Raw genomic sequence first — 22,569 nt, 5'->3', positions numbered from 1 at the left:
CTAAGAATTAAGAGTCCGCCGCGAGAGAGTCACGCCATGGACGATACTCCACAAGAGATCACCTCGATCGTCGGTCGCGAGGTCTACTCGAACAACGGCGTCTTCGTCGGCGAAGTCGAAGATCTGCGACTGAACATCGAGGGGGCGGCCGTCAGTGGCCTCGCGCTCGGCAAACTGAATTCGGAGCTGTTCGAAGCCGAATCACAGGGCTCGACGGGAATTATCCTCCCTTACCGCTGGGTCCGGGCCGTCGGCGACGTCATCCTGATCAACGACGTCGTCGAGCGCTTTCGCGATCCGGACGAAGAACACGAAGAGATCGTCGCCTGACCGGCCTCAGTTTCCGTTCGATCCTTCGGTCCCGTCGACGCCCATCGCGTCGAACAGGGTCCGTTTGACCGCTTCCTCGGTTAGCTGAAGCAGCGTCGATCGCGTATCCTCTGAGATCTCGATACCGGTAAAGATGCCAAGTGGGATCTCCGCGCTGGCCTGCGTCGAGTGACCCGCTGTCTCGCCAATCTCGCCGTAGGCGTCGCCCAGAATCTTGCCGATGTTGATCCGGATGTCCTTCGAGCGCGCTGCGAGGAAGATCGTCTCGTCGGCGATACCGAAGACGGCCGTCGTCGTCACACCCTCCAGATTGAGCAGGTGGTTCGCCGCCTGCGTGAGCGCCTCGCGGTCGCGGACGAAGCCGGCATTCGAGACGAGATGACTCCCCTGGACGTCTCGGTTTGCGATCGCCTCCGCGAGCACGTCTAACGTCTCGGGTGACATCGACGGCGACTCGACTTGCTCTAAGGTGTCGTGGTTAGCGAAGGGGTAGAGGTACGCGGCGGCAGTGAGGTCTGCAGGCGTGGTGTCGCGTTTGAAATCGAGCGTCTCCGCGCGGATACCGTAGAGCAGCGCGGTCGCGACCTCCTCGGAGACGTTGACGTCGAACTCCTGGATGTACTTCGTCATGATCGTCGACGTCGAGGACATGTTCGGTCGGATGTCGACGAACTCGGCTTCGTGATCGGCCTCTGGCTCGTGGTGATCGATGACGATGTCGACGTCGACGTCGACGGTGCTCAAAGTCGCATTATCGACGAGCGCAACGGTGTCGTACACCGAGATGTCATCCACTTCGTCCCACTGTACCAGCTCGATTCCGAGAAGATTCACGAACGCCCGGTTTTCCTGGTGGCCCATATCGCCGAGATAGAGGATATCCGCCTCGACGCCGAGGTGGGATGCGATCGCCTGCAGCGCGGCTGCACTGGCAATAGAGTCGGGATCGGGGCTGTCCTGTGTGACGATCGCGAGCCGGTCGGAGGCGTTCTCGACGAGCGCTGCAAGCTGGGTCGCATTGTACTCGAGTTCGCCCGACTCGAGCGCTCGGAGCGCCGAGTCCGCGATGACGGCCGAGGGGTTGATCACGACGTCGGCACCAACTGCCGACAGCTCGTCGCCGGAGACGGGGTCGCTGGCGCGGGCGACGACGAACTGGTTGGCGTCGGCCTCACGGATGTGCTCGACAGCCTGCTTGTTCGCCTCGACGTCGGAGGCCAGGATAAGGACGACGTCCCGATCGGCGACCAGCTCGGCCGAGGCAGCCGTGCGGATGTCGGCAGTCCGTGCGTCTAAGTCCTGATCCCGAAGCGATTCGACGCGACTCTCGTCGCGATCGATAATGCGAACGTCTTTCCCCTGTTCGACGAGCTCCTCGGCGACCGCGTAGCCGACGCTCCCACAACCCAGAATGGCGTAGTCAGATATCGACGAAATCGTAACCCCCGTACTCATTGATCGTGTGGTCGGACCCACAACACTTAACGTTCCCGAAGAGTGGAAGGTTCCGAGAACGACCGGGAGACGGAGGCGGTGTGGCGGTGTGGCACAGCGGTTTCCAAGGGAAACGTATTTCAATGCCTGCGGGAACATTCTGGGTATAGGGCCGGTAGCTCAGTTAGGCAGAGCGTCTGACTCTTAATCAGACGGTCGCGTGTTCAAATCGCGCCCGGCCCGCTTTTGCCAGGAGCAATAACACGAGGGGCAAAGCAGCCAGAGCGTCGGTACGGAGCCCGTACAAAAGACCTGGTTACCGCCCCGCTCCGTCCGAACGCTCGCTTGCAGCAGCCGTCGCCCCGGATGGCTCCTCCGGTGGTTCCGGTTCCTGTGGTGCCGACTCGCGCTCGAGTACCGCAGGTTCTGGTAGCTCGGGATTCGGCGTCCGCCCCAGGGTCAGCAGTCGCTCGGTGAGCGTTAACTCCTCGGGGCCGGGGCTTGGCTTCTCGATCGCCTGGTGTTCGATCGTGATCCCCTCGGGTTCGGCGGCGATCCGAACGGCACAGAGCTGGTAAGACGGGTAGAACACCGGCGGTAAGAGGCCGGTAACGCCGTCACGACGGTGGAGGCGTTTGAGCCACGTTCCGGTGTTGACGAGCATGCCGCCGTCAACCTCGCGGACGCTCGGTCTGTGTGTGTGTCCGTAACAGAAGACCGCCGTCTCCGGATTCTCCGCGAAGACCTCGCGGGCGGCATCCTCGTATGGTGTCTCGGGGTCGACGGTCAGATCGGTCTCGAAGACGCCAAAGCGCTCGATAGTCCGTTTGAGGTCGTGTTTGATGAAGAAGTACGGGATGTACAACAACACCAGCAGCCCGGCAACGACGACGTTGACGACGAGAAGATTATACACCGCCGTGCCAGCGAGGCCGAAGCCACTGAGTAGCTCCGTGGTTCGCTCGACGGGCATCTCCCAGACGCCAGCCAGATCGAGCCCGGTCCCAATTGCGAGCAGCGCACTGATGTTGAACAGCAGGAGAAACGGGACCAGCGCGTACCGAAGTAACGGGTTCATCTCCCGGTAGAAGTACTTCGAGAACAGCCAGACGGGCATCCGTTCGGTGGGCGTTACGGCCTGGACATCCTTGAGCCAGTTGTACCGTCCACGGTTTGAGAGCTGTCCCGCCCGGCTCGTCACGAGCGTGTTGTAGTAGTAGCCAAGCGGCGAGGCGTGGGGATTCTCCCAGTCCTCGATCCGGTTGTTCGAATCGTGCTGGTGTCCGTGTTCGAAATGGATTGTCCGGTCGCCAACGGGACGGCTGAGCGTCTGTTCCTGCACGAGGTCGACGTTGTACTCGGTGAACCGCTCGACGTATTCGTCGTAGGCCGCCAGTTCGTGGTCGTGATTCCCCGGCAACAGCGTGATCGGTACGTTCTCACCGGTGGCACGGAACTGTTCGAAGAGCTTCGGGTAGGTCTCTACCAGGGCGTCGAACTTCTCGAGTCCGGAGATCGTGGTGAGTTCCCAGAGCCCAAAGGCGTCGCCGTTGATGAGCAACTCCGCGTTCTCGTCGGTCTCTTCTAAGCCGCGAAGGAACGAAAGCAGTTCGTCCAGAAACTCCACTTCTTCTAGCTGCTCGTCACCGCCGATGTGGAGGTCGCTGATTACGTAGTAGACGCGATCATCGGGGCTGTCGGCCATCGGCTCTGCAGTGCGGACCGCTGGGTAAAAGGTGTTTTCGTACTGCCGGCAGATGGCCGCGTCGATAACTGCAACCGAATTTCCGGGACCGCGAACATTAAGGGATTCCTGAGAGAACGTCGCATACTCACTGGGGGGAGGGTGGTCAGGCAATCGCTCCAGTGAGTGACGCACGAGGGGAGCTCCGAAGCCGAGCCGGTTTCGGCTCGGGCTTTGGGTCCGGTATCTACTGCCCCCCTTTCGGACCGATGGCTGGGAGGACAGTCACAACGCGAGACGCTCGTCTTCAGATTCGAACGCGGTTTTCGAGGTCCGCGTCCCACCCCGACTCGTCGATTCGGCCGGCGTTCTCTGCGACGATATCGGCCAGTCGTTCGTAGTATCTGGGGGTGTGGCCTGCGTTGTGGGGTGTGATCTGGACGTTCTCGAACGTCCAGAGGGGATGGTCCTCCGGAAGCGGCTCCGGATCGGTGACGTCGAGGGACGCCCCGCGGATCCAGTTCGATCGCAGCGCCCCAACCAGAGCGTCGGTGTCGACGACGGGCCCTCGGGCGATGTTTACGAGCACAGCCTTCGGCGGAAGGGTGAGAAACGCCTCGCGATCGATGAGTCCCCGCGTCTCCTCGGTCAGCGGGCAGGCGAGTACGAGATAATCGGTCCTGGCCAGTGCGTCGTCGATCGCGTCGAAGCCGAGGACCTCGTCGGCTGGGCCGCCCTTTGCTGGCGAATACCGGACGCCGACCGTCTCGACACCGAACGGTTCCAGGCGCCGGCAGACCGCCTGCCCGATCGCTCCCAGGCCGACGACGGTGACCGTCGACCCCTGGAGCTCGTGAGCCTGGTAGTGGCGCCACTCCCGGCGGCGCTGTCGGCGCGCGCCGACGTGAAAGCGCCGCGTGAAGTAGAGAATCGATCCCAGAACGTGCTCGCCGATGTTCGGCCCGTGGACGCCCGATGCGTTGGTTACGGTTACGTCGCGCTCGGCGAGCGCGTCGAGTGGAAGGTGGCCAGTTCCGGCGTACGCGCAGGCGAAGACCCGAAGCTCCTCGGCGCGCTCGAGCAGCTCGCGATCGAGTGACATCCCGGTGACGAACTGCGCGTCTTCGATCAGTTCGCGCTCCTCGTCCGGGGTACGGGCGAGCGAGACGGTCGAATCGGGCAGGCGCGTTCGCAACTCCTCGGCGTACTCGGATACCGGCGCGCCGTGCGTTCCGCGTCGAAGGACGACGATGTCTCCCATACGGGCGCGGTCGCAGGCGAGGCAAAAAACGGTTCCGCAGGCAGCACGTTGGGGAATCTCTGATACGAGAGTATGGGACTTCCGTAGCACCTCTCGGCGCCGTCCGAGCGATGGTCGGTACGGGTGACGAGGCCGTACGCCGATTTTCGACGGATATCCTCCTCGGAGCAGGCCTACACGATATCTGACCTGGCGTGAGTCAGACCCAAAACGATGACAAGCACGAGAAACAGCGCCCACCAGACACCGGGAGGTGTGATACGGAACATACCGACGAGAAGTACAATCCCCCAGAGAATCCGCAATTGTGTGGTTTGAGTGTTAATACGCGTTTCTAACGTTTCGACCCGTCCCGCGAGTTCGTCGCGTTCGTCAGTAGCGGAGTTCTCGTTCACACGGAAAAATGTAGGTATGATCTCAAGTATTTTGCTCACGGTGTGCGTTAGTGCGCGGCCGATCCGTCCCGAAGCCGCCCTACAACCACTGAGAGAAGCGCTCGGCAGTGGCCCGAGCGCGCGGGAGTCCATTGGGACGAATGCGACTGCGAACGGGTGGATTGAAGGTGACTGGACCTGCCTACTCGAACGAATGCGACACGAAGATCTCATCACGAGCAAACAACTCTCGCGGGCGGATATCGAGGACGTCCTCGACCACGCGGCGGCGATCGCCGAGGATCCCTCGGCCGTCGCGACCCGCCACGAGGGGCGGCTGCTCGGGCTCCTCTTTTTCGAACCGAGCACGCGGACGAAGCTCAGCTTCGAGACGGCGATGAAGCGCCTGGGTGGCGATGTCCTGGATATGGGCGCACTCGAATCGTCGAGCGTCACGAAGGGCGAAACGCTGGCCGATACGGTACGGGTCCTCGAGGGCTATGCGGACGCGCTCGTCTTGCGCCACCCCAAGCAGGGGTCGGCGACGATGGCCAGCGAGTTCGTCGACGTGCCACTGGTCAACGCCGGGGACGGCGCGGGCCAGCACCCGACCCAGACGCTACTCGACCTCTATACGATCCGGGAAAACGCCGGTCTCGAGGATCTGACGATCGGCATCATGGGCGATCTGAAGTACGGGCGGACGGTCCACTCACTTTCGTACGCCCTCACGAACTTCGGCGCCACGCAGCACTTTATTAGCCCGGAGAGTCTCTCGCTGCCCCGTGAGGTCGTCTACGACCTCCACCAGGAAGGCGCATCTATCAAAGAGCACGAAGAGATCGAGGCGATTCTTCCCGAGCTGGACGTGCTCTACGTCACTCGGATCCAGCGCGAGCGTTTTCCCGACGAAAGCGAGTACCACGACGTGGCCGGCCAGTACCAGATCGACGCCGACTCGCTCGAATCAGCGCGCGACGATCTGACCGTGATGCACCCGCTCCCCCGGGTCGACGAAATCGCCCCCGAGATCGACGACACCGATCACGCGGCGTACTTCGATCAGGCACACAACGGCGTCCCCGTTCGGATGGCGCTGCTCGACCGTCTTCTGGGTGATTCCGATGACTGAGGAACACAGCGCTGACGACGAGCACCTGCGGGTCAGCAAGATCCACAGCGGAACCGTCATCGACCACGTCCGTGGCGGCCAGGCATTAAACGTACTCGCGATTCTTGGGATCGACGGCAGCGAGGGTGAGGAGCTCTCGGTGGGGATGAACGTCCCCTCAGAGCGACTCGGTCGAAAGGACATCGTAAAAGTCGAGGGGCGCGAGTTGAGCCAGGACGAGGTCGACGTTCTCTCGTTGATCGCGCCCGACGCGACGATCAACATCGTCCGCGAGTACGAAGTCGTCGGGAAACACCGCGTCGAGCGCCCCGATGTCGTCGAGGGCGTCCTCTCGTGTCCGAACCCCGGCTGTATCACCGGCGGCAACGAACCGGTCGACTCGCGCTTTGACGTCCTCGAGGGCGGCGTCCGCTGTGCGTACTGTGGGACGATCGTCAGAGAGGCGTTTGCGTCGCTGATCGATGCCTGACTGCCCCTCATCGTGCGTGAACTAACAGAATTCCTAAGTACACTCGCTGCGTTGACTAAACTGATATGTCCCGGACACTCAAAATCCTGGTCGCGCTGGTGGTAGTTGCCGTCCTCTGGAAGGTCGTCTTCAGCGGCCCCTCCGAAATCGACGTCGAATACGAACCGACCGAGTAACCCCGATCCCCGCGCCGTTCGCGGTCGCGTGGCGCTCGAACTATTCTTCGCTGCCGAGTATCGCTGGTTGGGTAACAGCCGTTAGGACGGTGAGCCATGAGAGACGCCGTCTCGCTCGTCGGCCTGCATTCGCCTGATTGTCGCGCGGGCGTTGCTCGCATCGTAGCCAAAGAGGACGGCGTCTGCGTACGCCTCGGCGACGGCTGTCGCGCGAACCAGATTGTCGATGTCGACGTCGACCGCGTAGAGTTCGACGCTGAACGGCTTCGAAAGGGCGCTCTGGAACCCCTTCGCGATCGTCTCGAGCCAGTAGGTCGTTCCGTAGTGAGTGTCGTAAATTGGAACGATGAATTCGTCGACGTGAGCTGAGAGCGCCTCCAGGTCCAGTCCTGCCCGCTCGTAGAGGTGGCCTGGATAGGGGTCGGGATACAGTGTGAGATAGGTTCGACCCGGAATCCGCGCTGTGGCATCGGCGACGAAAGCGGTGATGACGCTCGCGCGCCACTCGTGGCGATCGTCGTACTCGGAGGCGGCAAACGCCTCCCGGCAGCGCTCGCAGTGGCAGTACTCTCCGCGCGGAAAGCCGACGTCGTCCAGACGGACGTCGCCGCTTGCTGCCCCACACTCCTCGACGATCTCGAGCAGTCCGCGACGGTAGTCAGGATCGCTCGGGCAGATGTACGCCCAGTCGAAGTAGGGCTGTTCGCGCGTCGCTCGATTTCCCTCGTCGTCGACCGGCACGAGCGACGGCTCGGCGTCGGCGGCGGCGTTGTCGGCGAAACACGAGACCATGTTCACGCCGTTCTCGACCGGTTGTTCCTGCCGGCCTGCGACGTCTTTGGCCTCGAAGAATCCGCGGTCGAACGATCCCCACTCCAGTTCCGCCGCGTTGCGCGTGACCACGCCGTGCATACACCCCTCTCGACGCCCCACGCGTAAAACCAGTTCGTCCACGCGTTCCCGTCACTCGAGTGATTCTCGACTCGTCTTATCGAGTATCGTCATCGATGAGGTCGTCGTCATCGTCGTCCCCGATTCGACTGTCATCGTCGTCGCCGAGCATGCTGTCATCGTCGTCGCCAATGAGGTCGTCGTCATCGTCACCGATGAGACCGTCGTCGTCGTCTCCAACACGACTGTCGTCGTCCCCGATCATGCTGTCGTCGTCGTCCCCAATTCGGCTATCATCATCGTCACCGAGCATGCTGTCGTCGTCATCGCCGATCATGCTGTCATCGTCGTCCCCGATGAGACCGTCGTCATCGTCTCCAACACGACTATCATCGTCCCCGAGCATGCTGTCATCGTCGTCGCCGATCATGCTGTCATCGTCATCGCCGAGCATGCTGTCATCGTCGTCGCCGATCATGCTGTCATCGTCATCGCCGAGCATGCTGTCATCGTCGTCGCTACTGATGACGCTACTGCCACCGGCTGCTTCGCTTCCAGTTGTCTGTGAATCGTGGTCGCTAATTCCGGGTTGTCCAGTCATCGATCCCGGTTCGTCCGTTCTCGTTCCAGAGTCGTCGCCGACCGAGGTGGTCCCCTCCCTGCTTCCTGTCGTATCGGTGCCACGGCCCGTACTCGTCCCGCCGAGGTCTCCCTGGAGGTGGACCGCATCGTCGGTCACACTAGCGATTGCCGGCTCCTGAAGGGGATAGGATTCGTCGTCAGTCCCCTGCCAGCCCAGCTTTGCTTTGATCGTGTCCGTCACACCTGGGTCCGGTTTGACATGGGCAGTACCGTGTTCGACTGCGGTGACGATTCCAACTTCATCGCCGTTCTCGTTGACGACGCTTTTCCCAACGTCGTCGTCACTGAACTGTGCACACATTGCAAACACAGAAACGACGACCTGCGGCAAGCCGGTGATGCTTGCGTGTGACACCTCCCGTGCTACGTAGTCTCACGTTACATCTCGGCGCACGCATCATGCGTGTCGATGCGAAGACTCGGGGTGGGAACGCGGGTACCGCTTCAGTCCGACGGCATCGACGGCGTGGAGCGTCGATCGTCGGTCACGTCCAGCTCGGCAGCGACGATCGATCGATACGCCCGCCTGAGACGCTCTGAGAGGGCCTGGTGGGAGATTCCGAGCTCATCGGAGAGCTCTTGCATCGACGTCTCCCGCGGGATCTCGAAGTAGCCGTGGTCGATCGCGGCCACGAGCGTCTCGTGTTGCTGGGGCGTCAGCCCGGCGCGCGAAGAGACCGCCGTATCGAGATCGACCAGACGGACGATTCGCGGTCGTGTTTCGGCGGCACGAAGACTCTCGTAGAGATCGCTGACTCGTTCCCGTTCGCTGAACCTGGCCCGAAGTTGCCACGATCCGTCAGTGGCCGTCGCTCGGAGGACAGTTCCGCCAGCGTCGACGACCTGATCGAAGATGTCGACGGTTTCGCCGTCGAATGCGACGCTGTACAGTCGGCGATCGTCTCGCTCACAGAGGTGGGTCCAGTCGACAATCCGGTCGGACCGGTCGAGCGCCGCTTCGACCGCGTCTCGATCTCGACCCGACAGCCAGAGATTCCGTTCCCCGGAAGCGACGACGCGTTCCATCTCGCATCTGATGTCCGGCACTCGGTCAAAGAGTTCGCCGAGTCCCGCCGTCCCCGCCGCAAGTTCGAGATCTGCGATTGCAGTCATGGTCGTATACTGTCTTTCTTGGAGGATCGCATTAACCACACCTCCAAAGATGCTAGTAGCCCCAATCGAGACAGTCACGCTACCGCAACGGTCTGCTCGTCGTCTGTCTACCGCGCTAGAGGACCATGCAAGTGACGGCCAGTTACCTATGCGTCTGAGAACCCTCAAACACACTGAAACGATGTCTCCAGACGATTCGCTCTCCCGCCGACGTATGCTCGAACTGAGTGGTATCGCTGCTGCTGGCGCTCTCATCGCCGGCTGTACGGACGAAGGGCCCGGTGACGACCCGGAGGAGGATCCAGCAGACGATCCAGAAGACGAAGAGGATCCAGCAACAGACGACCCAGAGGATGAGGAGGACGAAGAAACCGATGACCCGGATGAAGAAGACGAGGAAGATGAAGAGGACGAAGAGGAAGAGGAAGAGGACGAAGACGAAGAAGAGGAAGAGGACGAGGAGGATGAGGACGAGGACGACGAAGAAAACGGTGACGCGATCGAGCCCGGCGAGATCCTACTAGACGGACGGACGCCAGGTTGGGAGGGCGTCGAGCCCGAGGAGATTGCCGGCGAGGACAATCCCACGCTGATTCTCGAAGAGGGAGAGACCTACGAGATCACCTGGGAGAACCAGGACGGCGTCGGGCACAACATCGAGATCAGAGACGAAGACGGTGAGGTCGTCGACGACTACGAAACCGACGTCATCTCAGGAACGGGTGAGACCCAAACTCTCGAGTTCGAGGCCAGCGAGGAGATGGTCGAGTACGTCTGCGATCCACACCAAGGAACGATGGTCGGTGATATCGAGATCGTCTGAGCCGATCCGGGGAACCCACCACATCTGAAGCAAAAAGCCGTCTCTGGTAGTCCGCCAGATTCGAGGTTAGAAGAAGAACAGGTCCTCGCGCAACTCGCTGGTCAGCGCCGCGCCGTACTCTGATATTTCGACCGCTTCAGCGTGTTCGACCGCCGATCCTGCATCCTCGCCGTAGCGCTCGACGAGCTCGTCTCGGAACCGATCGGCGACGTTCATCTCGGTGTTCTCTGAGAGGTGACTCAGACCGTCGTCGGCGAGCCATGCGCGTCGCTCGGCCTCGCCCTCTGGTACCGAACCGAGCTCGCCAAAGGTGTAGGGCAACCACTCGTACATCTGGGACTCGTGGCAGTGTAAGGCCTCGACCTTCCGGTCTTCGACGTCGCTTACGTCCAGTACGACGTCCGGCTCGAAGGGAGCGGGCTTCTGAAAGTGGTCTGCGACGTAGCCGAAGACGGGGTTCTCCGAGAGGGCGGGCACCTCGGGGCAGACGTTCGGGACGATCAGCGTGTAGGCGGCGTCCTGGAGTACGGCCGCGCAGTAGCGGTGGTCGGGGTGGTAGTCGTTCGGCCGTGGACCGAGGACGAGGTCCGGTTCGACCTCGCGGATGAACCGGATGAGCCGTCGGCGGTTCTCGAGAGTCGCCTCCAGCAGGCCGTCGCGGATATCGAACACCTCGTAGTCGATTCCTAACGTCTCGGCGACCGCCTCGGTCTCGCGTTTCCGGCGAGCCGCAAGTTCGGCACGCCCCATCTCGTGGTGGCCGGCGCTGCCGTCGGTGACCGAGAGGAACGTCACGTCCCGCCCTGCCTCGACGTACTTCGCAGCGATACCGCCGGCTTTGATCGAACAGTCGTCGGGGTGGGCGCCCACCACCAGGAGGCTGTGATCGTCGCTCATGGTGGCCACTCACGACGCGTTGCCGAAACGATTGTGGTTCCCACCCACTCGGACGAGACACACAAACAGCGACTGTGACGTGATCGCGACACGGGCGCGTTCAATTCATGATTGTCCCTGTACCGAAATATTATTGCTCGGCAGAGCGGAGGACGTGCCATGAGGGTTGGTATCGCGGGAGCCGGCTTCATGGCCGAAACCCACGCCGACGCGTACGCCGAGATGGATGTCGAGGTCGCCGCCGTCGCCTCGCCGAGCGGACCCGAACCGTTCATCGAGGCGTCCGGGCTGGCGGCCGAGGCGTACACCGACGTCGAAACACTGTGTTCGGAGGTCGATATTGACTTCCTCGACATCTGTACGCCGACGCACACCCACCGCGAGGCCGTTGAGGCGGCCGTCGAGGCGGAGACCGACCTGATCGTAGAGAAGCCGATCGCGAACAACCTAGAGGAGGCCCACGAGATCGAGGCACTCGTCTCCGAGGCGGGGCTAACGTTCATGGTCGGACACGTGGTTCGATTCATGCCGAGCCACCAGCGCGCCCGCGACCTCGTGATTGGCGAACCGGGCATCGCCCGGGCGCGCCGGCTCAGCCCGTTCCCCGACTGGGGGTCAGCGAACTGGTTCGCCGATTCCGAGAAGAGCGGCGGCATCTTCGTCGACCTGGCAATCCACGATCTCGACTACCTGCGGTGGTGCTGGGGTCCGGTCGAGCGCGTCTTCGCCCGCCAGCACCGCAGTGAGGAGTCCGCCCACGGGTTCGCGACGCTGCGCTTCGAGAGTGGGGCCGTTGGCTACGTCGAGGCTTCGTGGGCCCAGCCCGAAACTCGGCCGTTTACCGTCGAACTCGAGTTCGCCGGCGAGGACGGACTCGTCGAGTTCTCGAGCGACGGCAAGCACCCCTACCGCGAGTGGACCGGCGAGGAGTCGGTCGTCGAGAGCCCGCTCGCTCGCGGCGGCTATCGGCGCGAACTCGAACACTTCGTCGACTGCCTCGAGTCGGGAACCGAACCCGACGTCGGGAGCGAGGAAGCGATCGCCTCGCTGCGGCTCGCACTGGCCGCGAAGCGATCGGCCGAGCGGGGAGAATCCGTCGTGCTCGCAGAGAGAGGGCGATGACGCTTGCCGTCGGCCCCCTCTCGGCTACCCACGTCCACTACGACCGCGAAGGTGGCGGCGTCTACCGTCTCCATCGAGTGGACGAGTGAGGGCTACAAAAGCGGCGACCGAACGAGCGTTGGGGTGGGTCGCAGTTGGGACGGGCCGAACGTGTGGGCTAGCGCTCGGCGTCGACGATCGAACGGCGGAGGTGGGGGACCTCCGCCGATCGGCTCCGGCGGCCGTTCCGTCGCCGCGTTCGAGTGTGCTCTCGTAACCGATCGGGCCGGAGCCACGTGGTCAAATGTGCCGACCGAACTAAACGGTGACACCTGTGAGTACAAGCCAGGTGAGCGAATCGGAGCGCCCGCCGCGCTTTCGTCACACCTATCGCGTCCCCCCGAGTACGGTCGCGAAAACGCATGTCCGTCCTCGAACACCTGCGCGATCGGCTCACCGATTCTCCAGCCAGCGGCTCAACGGAGCCAACAGTCGGACTGTTCGTCGACGGACCGAACGTCCTCCGGGACGAGTTCGACGTCGATCTGGACGATCTGCGGGTCGCTGCCGGTGAGTACGGTCGGGTCGGCGTAACGCGTCTCTATCTGGATGAACACGCGACGCCCGGACTCATCCAGGCGGCGGAGGCACGAGGATTCGAAGTCGTCGTCACTAGCGGTGACGTCGACGTCAAACTCGCGGTCGACGCGACGGCGCTCTGTGCTGAGCGATCCATCGACCGGCTGGTGATCGGTTCCCGAGATACGGACTTCAAACCCGTCCTCGAGTACGCTGGCACCCTCGGGATCGGGACTGTCGCGATTGCGCCGGGCAGCCACGGGCGCTCGGACGCGCTTCGAAACGCCGCAGACGACGCCGTGACTCTCGAGCAGTAACGGCCCCACGTGCGAGTGCTGCCGGGCGGGCCGTCTGGACGAGAGGGCGATCAAAGCCGAGGCATTTTCATCTGCAGCGTTCACACAGCTGGGTATGGAAGACGACGAGATGCCGGTACTCGACAACCACATGCACCTCGATCCGGACCACGGTCGTGGGCTGGACGCCGTCGAGGACTTCGTTCGACTCGGCGGCACCCACCTGCTGGTGGTGAACAAACCCTCGTGGTACCTCGGCGTCGAGGCCGACGCAGGGGAAGACTTCCGTCCGGTCTTCGAGCGGACCGTCGAGATCGTTTCGGCAGCGTCGGAGGTCCTTCCGGGTCGCGCGTGGCCGGTCCTCGGTGTCCATCCCGGGTTGATCTCACAGCTGATCGACCGCGGGTACTCCCCTGCGGAAGCGCGGGCGATCATGCAGGGGGGTCTCGACGTCGCGGCGGAGTACGTCGACCGTGGCGAGGCGCTTGCGCTGAAATCCGGCCGTCCGCACTACGAGGTCGAGGACGCCGTCTGGGAGGCCTCGAACGCGGTCATGCGCCACGCGTTCGATCTCGCGGGTGATCGCGACTGTGCCGTCCAACTCCATACGGAAGCGAGCGAGGATCTCCGAGAGGTCACCGACTGGGCCGAGGAGGCAGGGGTCCCCGCCCACAAGGTGGTAAAGCACTACGCTGCGGGACGGCTCGCGGGGCCGACGCCGAGCGTGATGAGCGAGAAAGACCGTCTCGAAGTCGCCGCCGAGCGCGGCAAGCCGTTCCTGATGGAAACCGATTTCGTCGACGATCCGGATCGGCCAGGCGCAGTGTTGGGTCCGAAGACGGTGCCACGCCGCGTCTCGTGGCTGCTCGAATCGGGGTTCGAGGACGCGGTCAGCGTCGCCCACGTGGAGACACCCCGGCAGGTGTACGGAATCGACACGGTGGCGACGCTCGAACGCACATAATCGCCTGCAAGAGTGGCGATCGCGCCGTTGTCAGGCCGTACCGCGTTCGCAGAGTAGAGAAAGGCATTTCAAGCGGCCGGTGTAGGTGTCTGTATGAGCAATCCCCCGACAGAGTTCTACTCGGCCGAACGCTGGCAAAACTGGATCGGTCGCATCAAAGACGAAGAGATCGATCCGGAAGACGAGTCTTCGGCGCGCTTGCTGTTGAACCTACAGGACGACACCGCGATCGCCATCGCCAAGATCGTCGCTGCCTACGACGACGGAGAGCTAGACGAGGAGGCTGCCCTCTCAGAGATCGGCGAGGTTCGCGAGATCGTCCTCTCGGAGGTCGACATCGAGGACGAGGAGAAGCTCATCCTCGTCGACGGTGTTCAGACGAGCCTCGTCTGTGTGTTCTTTGCAGCGGAGGAGTACGTCGCCAACGGACCGGCCGAAGAGGGAAGCGTCGACGACTACGTCCGGGCAGCCGCAGACGCCGAGGTCGAAGAGGACTTAGACGCAGCCCTCGGCTACGCCGCACAGGCCGGCACGCTCATCGTCGACGGTGAGGAACTCGACATGGCGCTGGCCGAAGAGCTCGAGTACGGACTGGTCACCGAGTGGGTCAACGGACTCGACAGCCTCCAGAGTGCGATGAGTGACCCGGAAGTCGTCGAAGAAGAAGACTGAGAAGGTGGCCGAGCAGCGGTTTCCGTTTTCCTCACATCTCAGTAGTCGCCCGATCAGTTCACAGCCAGCTGGTTGCCCAGTGAGTTCGTCGATCGTCGAACAATCGAACGACACGCCCTTGTAGCCACACCCACACTAGACAGGTATGTCTACGGTCGGTATCGACGCCGTCGAAATCTGGACCGGGAACCTCAAGCTGGACTTACCCGGGACGTTTGCACCCGAGAAGGGCGAGGACCCCGAAAAGTACACGAAGGGGCTCGGGCTGAACGCCAGCTCGTTCCCTGATAGCTACGAGGACATCGTCACGATGGGGGCCAATGCTGCCTACCGGCTGATGGATCGAAAGGGGCTCGAACCCGACGATATTGGCAGAATCGACGTTGCCACTGAGAGTTCCTTCGACAACTCGAAGCCGGTTTCGACGTACGTCGCAGGCTGTCTGGAGACCGTTTTTGAGGGCGACTTCCATCATGCCAACAAAGGTGAGCGAAAGTTCGCCTGTATCGCCGGCACGCAGAGTTTAGACGATGCCTACAACTGGATCCGCGCGGGCCGCAACCGCGGGCGAGCGGCGCTGGTCATCGCGAGTGACACAGCACTGTACGCCCGGGGAGACGCCGGGGAGGCGACCCAGGGCGCGGGCGCCGTCGCGATGCTCATCGACGAGGATCCCGACCTCGTCTCGCTCTCGACAGAGCAGGGCTACGGTTCGGCCGACGAGACCGACTTCTTAAAACCAAACCAGCAGTTCCCCTCGGTCGACGGCAAACGCTCGGTGCAGGTGTACCTCGCACGCATGCGCGAAGCACTTGAGGATTACGAGACGATCGCAGGTGACGTCCACCCCGACGACGTCCGATTCGTCCCATTCCATACGCCCTTCCCGGGAATGGTCCGGAAGGCGGCTCTGCTCGCGTACCGACACATCACCCGCGATACGGCGATCGAGGACGTACTCGCCGAGGAGATTGGCCGCCAGCCGCGCTCGGAGGCATTTGATGGCGAAGACGCTTACCACGAAGCGCTCCGAGAGTACATGGACGCCTTGAAGCGGACCGAACGGTATCAGGACTGGTACGCCCAGACGGTCGAACCGACGCTCACGATCTCCCGAGAGGTCGGGAACTGGTACACGGGCTCGGTTCACGTCGCCCGCGTCAGCGCGCTCAAGAGCGCGTTCGACGCCGGCGAGGACCTGTCCGGAGACACGCTCGCGGTCGGCTCGTACGGTAGCGGTGCACAGGCGGAGATCCACACCGAGGTCGTCCAGGATGGGTGGGAGGACGAGCTTGCAGCACTCAACGTCGACGAGCAACTCAACGCGCGCTACGATCTCTCCTGGGCGGACTACGAGATGATCCACGACGTACACAACCACGAGATGGACGTGGATATCGAACCATTGACGGCACCCAGTAGCGAGTTCGTCTTCGACGGCTGGGGTCGGATGGGCGAGCGAAAGTATCGCTTCGTCGAGTAACGCAGTTCTCGGGTCTTGTTCTGTACTGCTTCTCAACCGACGAGCGCCAGCAGTGTCGACGTGCTGGTACTCTTCGTCGAGATTATGTATCGCAGATATTGGTTTATTGATCGTCGTAGCGTCGGTTTGGAGTAGCAACTGCTCCAGACCCACTTCGAAATTCAGGAGTAGAGACGACCACGGTCGAGCGAACGCTCAAAACAAGTGTCGAGGTTCGGAAGGCTCGGCGAAGTCGTCACCCACCTTCGAGAATCAGCGTCCGTTACGCCCCATGCCGAGCTATGAACGAAGTGCACACCGACAAAAGAGCGGTGAGTATGACAAGTTCCGGGCCGGTTTCTGGATCTTTGGCGCCGTCTCGAGTCGTCTCGTCGGCTGCGTGACTATGCGGCGCTCGAATCGATGCCGTTGATCTGAACGAAACCGTACTCACAGTCCGGACAGTGCCACTTGACCTTCTCGCCGAGGTGGAGGGTCGTGCTCGCGGCGCGATAGAACGTCTTCACACCGCAGTCGGGACACTCGTGTTCGAGTTCCTGAGCCATACTGGTGAGCAGGGACCGGATCACATTTAACGTACTGGTTGGCGCGAAGCACCCCACCCTGGTAAATCACATGCTGCAATATGAAATTCAAGGGATGGGGAGTGGAGCATAGCAGCCAGCGTTCCGAACACCCTCATCCACGACTGAAAGGAAGTCTTAAGTCCAACGCCGGGATAGCAACGGCTGCGGGTTGGTGATCTAGTCCGGTTATGATACCTCCTTCACACGGAGGAAGTCGGCAGTTCAAATCTGCCCCAACCCACTACTTCTGTCGCGAGCAAATTCGCGAGCGACGAAATCATGACATTTGGAAGTTTGAACCAGGGGGTGACGCAACGCGAACCATCGTGGTTCAAATCTGCCCAACCTCAGATTGAGACGGACTCTCGTAGAAGATAACCAGCGGCCGTCGTTATCGCCGAACCGGAACGCCACGCTCGTCGAGATCCTTTTTTACCTCAGCAACAGAGTACTCGTCGAAGTGGAAAATCGAGGCGGCGAGACCGGCGTCGGCACCCGCGTCGGTGAATACTTCGTGCATGTGCTCGGGGCCGCCACACCCAGAGGAGGCGATCACCGGCGTGTCAACGACATCACAGACCGCCTTCGTCAGAGGGATATCGTAGCCGTCTTTCGTTCCGTCCTTGTCGATCGAGTTGACGAATAGTTCGCCAGCGCCACGGGATTCGGCTTCGGCCGCCCACTCGAGGACGTCGATACCGGTTCCCTCGCGACCACCCTTTTTCGTACACTCGAACCAGCAGGACTCGCCATCTACCTCGACGTAGTGTTCACCCCCCTCGTCGAACCGACGCCGGGCGTCGACGCTGATGACGATACACTGGCTGCCAAAGGCTGCGGCGCCCTCGTTGACCAGCTGGGGACGTTCGAGCGCGCCGGTGGTGATCGAGACCTTGTCCGCGCCTGCGCGGAGTGTCTCCTTGATGTCTTCGGTCGTTCGGATACCCCCGCCGACGGTAAGCGGGATGAACACCTCGTCGGCAACGCGCGAAACGACGTCGAGCATCGTCTCTCGGCCCTCGGCGGAGGCGGTGATGTCGAGGAAGACGAACTCGTCGGCGCCCGATTCGTTGTACGCTTTGGCCATCTCAACCGGGTCGCCCGTGTATTTCAGATCCTCGAAGTGGACGCCGGTGTAGACCGCCGGATTCCCGTCCTCGTCGAGATCGACGTCGATACAGGGAATAATCCGTTTGGTGAGCATGTGGCGTCTTTAGAGCGACCGGTGTTTGACGGTTTCGACGGCGGCGCGATTCGCGTTCGGGCTTGGCCAGAGCAGTTAAGTAATCGACCCGACGAGTCGAACACATGGCAGACGACGTCGAAGACGTAACTGGACCGGATACCGGCGCGGACGTCGGGCACGACCGCTCTGCGGAGCGAACGACAGCGCCGATGAGCGAGTTTACGGGTCGCGACGTTGCCGTCGGAGTCGTCGTTCTCCTCGTCGGATCGGTGCTCGCGTTCGGCGTCCCGCTGTTCGCGCTCTAGAATGGAGTGAAAAGCCGCACTCGTCGTTCTCAGAAGACGTACTCGTCGTCGTGGCCCATCATTCCGTCGTCCTCCAGTCCGCCCGGTTCGTCGTCGTCCATCGGTCCGCTCGTTTTGTAGGCTTTGATACCGGTCGAGAGGAGGTCTTCGATCGCCTCCTCCCGGTTGACGAACTCCCCACGCTCGACCATCTGGGCGATCTGCATCTCGAGGTGCTCGGGTATCGTGATCTCTACTTTCGGCATCTGATTCGCGTTTCGGCGAGGGGGTATTTAGCTCTGACGGGGATTCTATCTCGAGGGGAAAGAATTGTTTTCGGGGCTGAAAGGTGACTTGCCGGATCAACGGGATCCGTTTATGCAGTACGACGGTCGTCCGAGTTGACGGCGCCCGCGGTTAGCGGTTTCCCATCATGGAGTCGAACGCGTTCTTCAGGGTGGTGCCAGGCTGGGTGATCGTATCGAGCTGCCGGCGCATCTTTCGCTGATTGAAGTAACTCGCGAATGCGAGGATCGTCGGCGGCCAGAGCCCGACAAACAGTCCCCGCTGGCGGTCCCCGCGAAGGAAGAAGTAGTACCATGCCAGGCCGACCGACGCGGCTGCCGCAACCGCTGCCGGACCCATCGCCTGCTCGCCAACTTCCTGTGCAGCCTCATCGGATATCTCCCGTTCAGTCATCTGCTGTTTCGATGCCATGCAATACTTGCGGTCGGCGGGCGCGTACTAAGCCGTGGCGAGGGTTTCGATCGGTATAGCTGGATTGGATCGACGGGACAACCGTTTCGGACCGTTAGAACGGGGCTGCCGTCCGGTGAATGTGGTGTTACGTTGCGAAAAAGCGGTGCCGAGACAGCGCATGACTCGGTCCGAACCGTAGTTCGATCGCCGGATTACCAACGGCCGAACAAGAGTGGTCGGGAATGCGTGACAGCAGCCACACGGGCGGCGAGATAGTTAGGCTGAAGGCGCGGCGGTCCTGACCATTCGTCGATGAATCGACCGTCGGGCGGGCGGGAACTCACGGAGGTCGGTGGCCGGCGGGGAGCCGATCTCCACAGTCGAAGCTGTGCCCTCGAGGACGTTTCCTTCGGCGCGATCGTCGACACCGACCACGCACCGCGAGTCCAGTGGGCAACCCCTGACGGTCTCGAAGTCGTCGGCTGTGGCGTCGCGGCGCGGTTCGAAGCGACGGACGGCGACCGATTTTCGCAGATTCGTTCCCAGGCCGAACGTGCATTCGACGGGCTCGAGTACGAGGGCCCAGCAGTCGCCAGACCGCGAGCGTTCGGGGGCTTCGCGTTCCACGAGGACCACGTCCCGACGGGCATCTGGCAGGGGTTCGGCGCGGCCTCGTTCGTCATCCCGCGGGTACAGGTGACACGCAGCGATCGGGGCTGCTGGCTTACCGCGACCGCCGAGGGTGAGGCCGCAGCAGAGCAGACGCGTTCGGAGTGGAAGACGCGAATCGAGGAGCTGCCCGCGATGCGACCCAGCGGGGATAGCCCCGGCATCGAATCGACGACCTGGACGACGACGAAAGCGGCGTGGATCGAGAACGTTGAGGCGACCGTCGACCGGATCGGCGCTGGTGAGTTGACCAAGGTCGTACTGGCCCAGTCGCTGTCGGTGTCGCTGGCCGAACCGATCGACGTCCCGGCGACCCTAGAGCGATTGCGCCGCCGGTATCCGGGTTGCTACCGGTTCGCGATCGACTACGACGAGGCCGGGCCGTTCTTCGGGGCGTCGCCCGAACGGCTCGTCAGCCAGCGGGGCAACCACATCGAAACGGAGGCCCTCGCCGGCTCGATCGCGAGAGGCGAGACGACCGAGGAAGACGAGGCGCTGGCAGACGAGATGCGCGACAGCGAGAAGCTCCGCCACGAGCACGAGTTAGTCGTCGACGCCATCCGTGACCAGCTATCTGGGGCCGCCGCGACGCTGTCGGTCGGCGAGCGGACGATCCGTCGGCTGGCGAACATCCAGCACCTCCAGACGCCGATCGAGGCGCGTCTCGAAACCGACCGCCACGTTCTCGACACCGTCGAGAGCCTCCACCCGACGCCCGCCGTCGGCGGCGTGCCACCTGGGGCCGCCCGCGAGACGATTCGCTCGACTGAGTCGTTCGACCGGGGCTGGTACGCCGCACCCGTCGGCTGGTTCGACGCGGCCGGCGACGGCGAGTTCGCCGTTGCGCTCCGGTCGGGACTGGTCGGGGACGGAACCGTCACGCTGTTCGCCGGTAACGGAATCGTTGCCGACAGCGCCCCCGAGGAGGAGTGGGCCGAAGTCACGCTCAAATTCGATCCGATCCTCGGGGAGCTCAGATGACCCCCGAGGTGCCAAACCGGGCGACGCTGTGGGGACGTGCGATCGTCGACGAACTCGCCGCGGGCGGGCTCGAAGCGGTCTGTATCGCTCCCGGAAGTCGATCGACGCCGCTGACGGTGGCGTTTGCCGATCACCCGGATATAACTGTCTACTCACACATTGACGAGCGATCGGCGGCATTTTTCGCTCTCGGTCGTGCTCGGCGCACGGGCGAGCCGACGGCGGTCGTCTGCACGTCCGGAACCGCGGCCGCGAACCTCCACCCTGCAATCGTCGAGGCGAATCAGGGTCGCGTCCCGCTGCTCGCGCTGACCGCGGACCGACCCCCTGAACTGCGGGACAGCGGCGCCAACCAGACGGTCGATCAGGCAAAGCTCTACGGCGACGCCGTCCGGTGGTACGCGGAGCTTCCGGTACCCGAGCCCGAGGCCCGGACGCTTCGCTCTCTCCGAGTCTCAGTCGCCCGGGCGCTCTCGAAGACGATCGGGACGCCTGCGGGACCAGTCCACCTCAACTGTCCGTTCCGAAAGCCCCTCGAGCCCACACCGGTGTCGGGTGACGTGCCGGACTCGCTGCTCGAGACGGTCGCTGCACGCGGGCGAGACGGCCCCTTCGTTCGGACGAGTGCGGGAACGGCGACCGCCGATGAGGAGCGCGTAGAAGCCATCGCAACGGCGCTCGAGACCGCTGATCGACCCCTGCTAGTCGCCGGCCCGGCCGACCCGACGTCGATCGGGAACACGCCAACCGATTCGTCAGACTACGACGCGTTGGCCGCCGGTCCGAACGCGACTGCGAGACTCGCAGACGCCGTCGGGGCGCCGATTCTAGCCGATCCACTCTCTGCGTGTCGGTTCGGTCCGCACGTCGATCGAGCGCTCGTCTGTGGCGGCTACGACGGCTACGTCGACGCGCTCCCAAAACCCGACGTGGTCGTCCGGATCGGCGCGTCGCCCACCTCGAAACGACTGCGCGAGTACCTCGCGGCGTCGGGGGCGCGCCAGTTCCTTCTCGACCCCGCTGGCGAGTGGCGAGAGGCGACGTTCACCGCGACAGACCTGTGTGCCGCCGAGCCGGGTCCCACACTGGCGTCACTGGCCGAACGAGTCGAAACAGGTGGGGACGTCGCTGCGTCGAGCGAGCGCTCGTCGTGGCTCGAAGCGTTCGAGACGGCCGAGCACGTACACTGGGGCCAGCTCGACCGAGCGCTGGAAGGCGGTGACGGCGATTCCTTCGAAGGGGCGATCCTGTCGAGGGTGTTCGCCGAGGCGCCCGACCCGAGTACAATCTTCGTCTCGAACAGCATGCCGATCCGAGACGCAGACCGGTTCGCCAGACCGCGCCAGGCGTCGCTGTCGGCGCTCGGGAACCGGGGCGCGAGCGGCATCGACGGCATCGCGAGCACGGCGCTTGGCGCCGGTAGCGCGACGGACGAGCCGCTCGTACTGGTGACCGGCGATCTGGCGTTCTGCCACGACGCAAACGGCTTGCTCGCCGTCGAGCGCTGTGGGGTGGACGCGACCATCGTGGTACTCGACAACGACGGCGGCGGTATCTTCCATATGCTGCCGATCGAGGACCACGATCCGCCTTTTACCGAGCAGTTCAAAACGCCCCACGGGATCAATCTCGCCTCGCTGGCGGCGAGCTACGGTCTCGACTGTGAACGCGTCGAGCCGGCGTCGTTCACAGATGCCTACCGGACGTCCCTGGCCACACCGGGGACGCAGGTGCTCGTCGTCGAGTTCGACGCCGAAACGAGCCACCGTCGCCGAGAGCGCCTCGCCGACTCGGTCCGATCGGCTATCCGTGACGGCACCAGCCAGTAGGGACGGAGGTCGCCTGGAGATGGGTCCGAACGGT

General features: G+C 62.9%; 23 protein-coding genes and 2 tRNA genes. 14 read left to right on the top strand and 11 right to left on the bottom strand.

The window, feature by feature from the left end:
- Positions 1-36: 36 nt before the first annotated feature.
- A complete protein-coding gene (locus OB905_02125; GenBank protein ID MCU4924780.1) occupies positions 37-330 on the top strand; it encodes a PRC-barrel domain-containing protein in 294 nt (97 codons plus the stop codon).
- A 6-nt stretch (positions 331-336) separates the two neighbouring features.
- Here OB905_02125 and OB905_02120 read toward each other — a convergent pair whose 3' ends face one another.
- Positions 337-1,785, bottom strand: a complete 1,449-nt coding sequence (locus OB905_02120) for a DHH family phosphoesterase (GenBank protein MCU4924779.1) — start codon at positions 1,783-1,785, stop codon at positions 337-339.
- Positions 1,786-1,933: 148 nt separating this feature from the next.
- On the opposite strand from OB905_02120, the gene OB905_02115 reads away from it, so the two are divergent.
- Positions 1,934-2,007: transfer RNA gene (locus OB905_02115), tRNA-Lys, on the top strand.
- Positions 2,008-2,080: 73 nt separating this feature from the next.
- On the opposite strand, the gene OB905_02110 is transcribed toward OB905_02115, so the two are convergent.
- Positions 2,081-3,469 carry a metallophosphoesterase gene (locus tag OB905_02110; GenBank protein ID MCU4924778.1) on the bottom strand — a complete coding sequence of 463 codons (1,389 nt, stop codon included), beginning with the start codon at positions 3,467-3,469 and terminating at the stop codon, positions 2,081-2,083.
- A gap of 286 nt (positions 3,470-3,755) precedes the next feature.
- Complete coding sequence (locus OB905_02105; protein ID MCU4924777.1) at positions 3,756-4,709, bottom strand: D-2-hydroxyacid dehydrogenase; 954 nt, start codon at positions 4,707-4,709, stop codon at positions 3,756-3,758.
- 588 nt (positions 4,710-5,297) lie between these two features.
- On the opposite strand from OB905_02105, the gene pyrB reads away from it, so the two are divergent.
- Positions 5,298-6,215 carry an aspartate carbamoyltransferase gene (pyrB, locus tag OB905_02100; protein MCU4924776.1) on the top strand — a complete coding sequence of 306 codons (918 nt, stop codon included), beginning with the start codon at positions 5,298-5,300 and terminating at the stop codon, positions 6,213-6,215.
- Positions 6,208-6,684, top strand: a complete 477-nt coding sequence (gene pyrI / locus OB905_02095) for an aspartate carbamoyltransferase regulatory subunit (GenBank protein ID MCU4924775.1) — start codon at positions 6,208-6,210, stop codon at positions 6,682-6,684. Before pyrB ends, pyrI begins: the two co-directional genes overlap by 8 nt.
- 257 nt (positions 6,685-6,941) lie before the next feature.
- Here the strand turns inward: pyrI and OB905_02090 are convergent, their stop codons facing one another.
- The 3 genes from OB905_02090 to OB905_02080 form a co-directional block, all read right to left on the bottom strand.
- Positions 6,942-7,772 carry a hypothetical protein gene (locus OB905_02090; protein MCU4924774.1) on the bottom strand — a complete coding sequence of 277 codons (831 nt, stop codon included), beginning with the start codon at positions 7,770-7,772 and terminating at the stop codon, positions 6,942-6,944.
- A 76-nt stretch (positions 7,773-7,848) separates the two neighbouring features.
- Entirely contained in the window at positions 7,849-8,694 is an 846-nt protein-coding gene (locus OB905_02085; GenBank protein MCU4924773.1) for a PRC-barrel domain containing protein, read from the bottom strand.
- Between the two features lie 143 nt (positions 8,695-8,837).
- Positions 8,838-9,506 carry a helix-turn-helix domain-containing protein gene (locus OB905_02080; protein MCU4924772.1) on the bottom strand — a complete coding sequence of 223 codons (669 nt, stop codon included), beginning with the start codon at positions 9,504-9,506 and terminating at the stop codon, positions 8,838-8,840.
- Between the two features lie 214 nt (positions 9,507-9,720).
- Between OB905_02080 and OB905_02075 the strand changes: the two genes are divergently transcribed.
- Positions 9,721-10,329 carry a plastocyanin/azurin family copper-binding protein gene (locus OB905_02075; GenBank protein ID MCU4924771.1) on the top strand — a complete coding sequence of 203 codons (609 nt, stop codon included), beginning with the start codon at positions 9,721-9,723 and terminating at the stop codon, positions 10,327-10,329.
- 66 nt (positions 10,330-10,395) lie between these two features.
- Here OB905_02075 and OB905_02070 read toward each other — a convergent pair whose 3' ends face one another.
- Positions 10,396-11,226 carry a PIG-L family deacetylase gene (locus OB905_02070; GenBank protein MCU4924770.1) on the bottom strand — a complete coding sequence of 277 codons (831 nt, stop codon included), beginning with the start codon at positions 11,224-11,226 and terminating at the stop codon, positions 10,396-10,398.
- 159 nt (positions 11,227-11,385) lie between these two features.
- Between OB905_02070 and OB905_02065 the strand changes: the two genes are divergently transcribed.
- From OB905_02065 to OB905_02045, 5 genes are all read left to right on the top strand, one after another.
- Complete coding sequence (locus tag OB905_02065; protein ID MCU4924769.1) at positions 11,386-12,348, top strand: Gfo/Idh/MocA family oxidoreductase; 963 nt, start codon at positions 11,386-11,388, stop codon at positions 12,346-12,348.
- Positions 12,349-12,749: 401 nt separating this feature from the next.
- The gene (locus OB905_02060; protein MCU4924768.1) at positions 12,750-13,223 is read left to right on the top strand and encodes an NYN domain-containing protein; all 474 of its coding nucleotides are present in this window, start codon (positions 12,750-12,752) and stop codon (positions 13,221-13,223) included.
- Between the two features lie 94 nt (positions 13,224-13,317).
- A complete protein-coding gene (locus OB905_02055) occupies positions 13,318-14,166 on the top strand; it encodes a TatD family hydrolase (GenBank protein ID MCU4924767.1) in 849 nt (282 codons plus the stop codon).
- 93 nt (positions 14,167-14,259) lie between these two features.
- Positions 14,260-14,838, top strand: coding sequence for a DUF2150 family protein (locus tag OB905_02050; GenBank protein MCU4924766.1), 579 nt, complete (start codon positions 14,260-14,262; stop codon positions 14,836-14,838).
- A gap of 145 nt (positions 14,839-14,983) precedes the next feature.
- Positions 14,984-16,321 carry a hydroxymethylglutaryl-CoA synthase family protein gene (locus tag OB905_02045; protein ID MCU4924765.1) on the top strand — a complete coding sequence of 446 codons (1,338 nt, stop codon included), beginning with the start codon at positions 14,984-14,986 and terminating at the stop codon, positions 16,319-16,321.
- Positions 16,322-16,704: 383 nt separating this feature from the next.
- On the opposite strand, the gene OB905_02040 is transcribed toward OB905_02045, so the two are convergent.
- On the bottom strand, positions 16,705-16,866 hold the full coding sequence (locus tag OB905_02040) for a hypothetical protein (protein MCU4924764.1): 162 nt from the start codon (positions 16,864-16,866) through the stop codon (positions 16,705-16,707).
- Between the two features lie 187 nt (positions 16,867-17,053).
- Here OB905_02040 and OB905_02035 point away from each other — a divergent pair.
- Positions 17,054-17,128: transfer RNA gene (locus OB905_02035), tRNA-Val, on the top strand.
- Positions 17,129-17,278: 150 nt separating this feature from the next.
- Here the strand turns inward: OB905_02035 and hisF are convergent.
- Positions 17,279-18,091, bottom strand: a complete 813-nt coding sequence (gene hisF / locus OB905_02030; protein MCU4924763.1) for an imidazole glycerol phosphate synthase subunit HisF — start codon at positions 18,089-18,091, stop codon at positions 17,279-17,281.
- 104 nt (positions 18,092-18,195) lie between these two features.
- Here hisF and OB905_02025 point away from each other — a divergent pair, with 104 nt between their 5' ends.
- Positions 18,196-18,378, top strand: a complete 183-nt coding sequence (locus tag OB905_02025) for a hypothetical protein (GenBank protein MCU4924762.1) — start codon at positions 18,196-18,198, stop codon at positions 18,376-18,378.
- Positions 18,379-18,407: 29 nt separating this feature from the next.
- Here OB905_02025 and OB905_02020 read toward each other — a convergent pair whose 3' ends face one another.
- Together OB905_02020 and OB905_02015 are read right to left on the bottom strand one after the other, a co-directional pair.
- Positions 18,408-18,623 (bottom strand): ribbon-helix-helix domain-containing protein, encoded by a 216-nt coding sequence (locus OB905_02020; GenBank protein MCU4924761.1) that lies wholly within the window; start codon positions 18,621-18,623, stop codon positions 18,408-18,410.
- Positions 18,624-18,774: 151 nt separating this feature from the next.
- Positions 18,775-19,074 (bottom strand): hypothetical protein, encoded by a 300-nt coding sequence (locus tag OB905_02015; protein MCU4924760.1) that lies wholly within the window; start codon positions 19,072-19,074, stop codon positions 18,775-18,777.
- Between the two features lie 294 nt (positions 19,075-19,368).
- Here OB905_02015 and OB905_02010 point away from each other — a divergent pair, with 294 nt between their 5' ends.
- Both OB905_02010 and menD read left to right on the top strand, forming a co-directional pair.
- Positions 19,369-20,706, top strand: coding sequence for an isochorismate synthase (locus tag OB905_02010; protein MCU4924759.1), 1,338 nt, complete (start codon positions 19,369-19,371; stop codon positions 20,704-20,706).
- Positions 20,703-22,535, top strand: a complete 1,833-nt coding sequence (gene menD / locus OB905_02005; protein MCU4924758.1) for a 2-succinyl-5-enolpyruvyl-6-hydroxy-3-cyclohexene-1-carboxylic-acid synthase — start codon at positions 20,703-20,705, stop codon at positions 22,533-22,535. The genes OB905_02010 and menD overlap by 4 nt, the downstream gene beginning before the upstream one ends.
- Positions 22,536-22,569: the final 34 nt, after the last annotated feature.

It is taken from the genome of Halobacteria archaeon AArc-dxtr1, assembly GCA_025517425.1.
Lineage (GTDB): Archaea > Halobacteriota > Halobacteria > Halobacteriales > Natrialbaceae > Halostagnicola.
The sequence above is the reverse complement of the archived record's forward strand: the minus strand, read 5'-3'. Positions and strand labels throughout refer to the sequence as shown.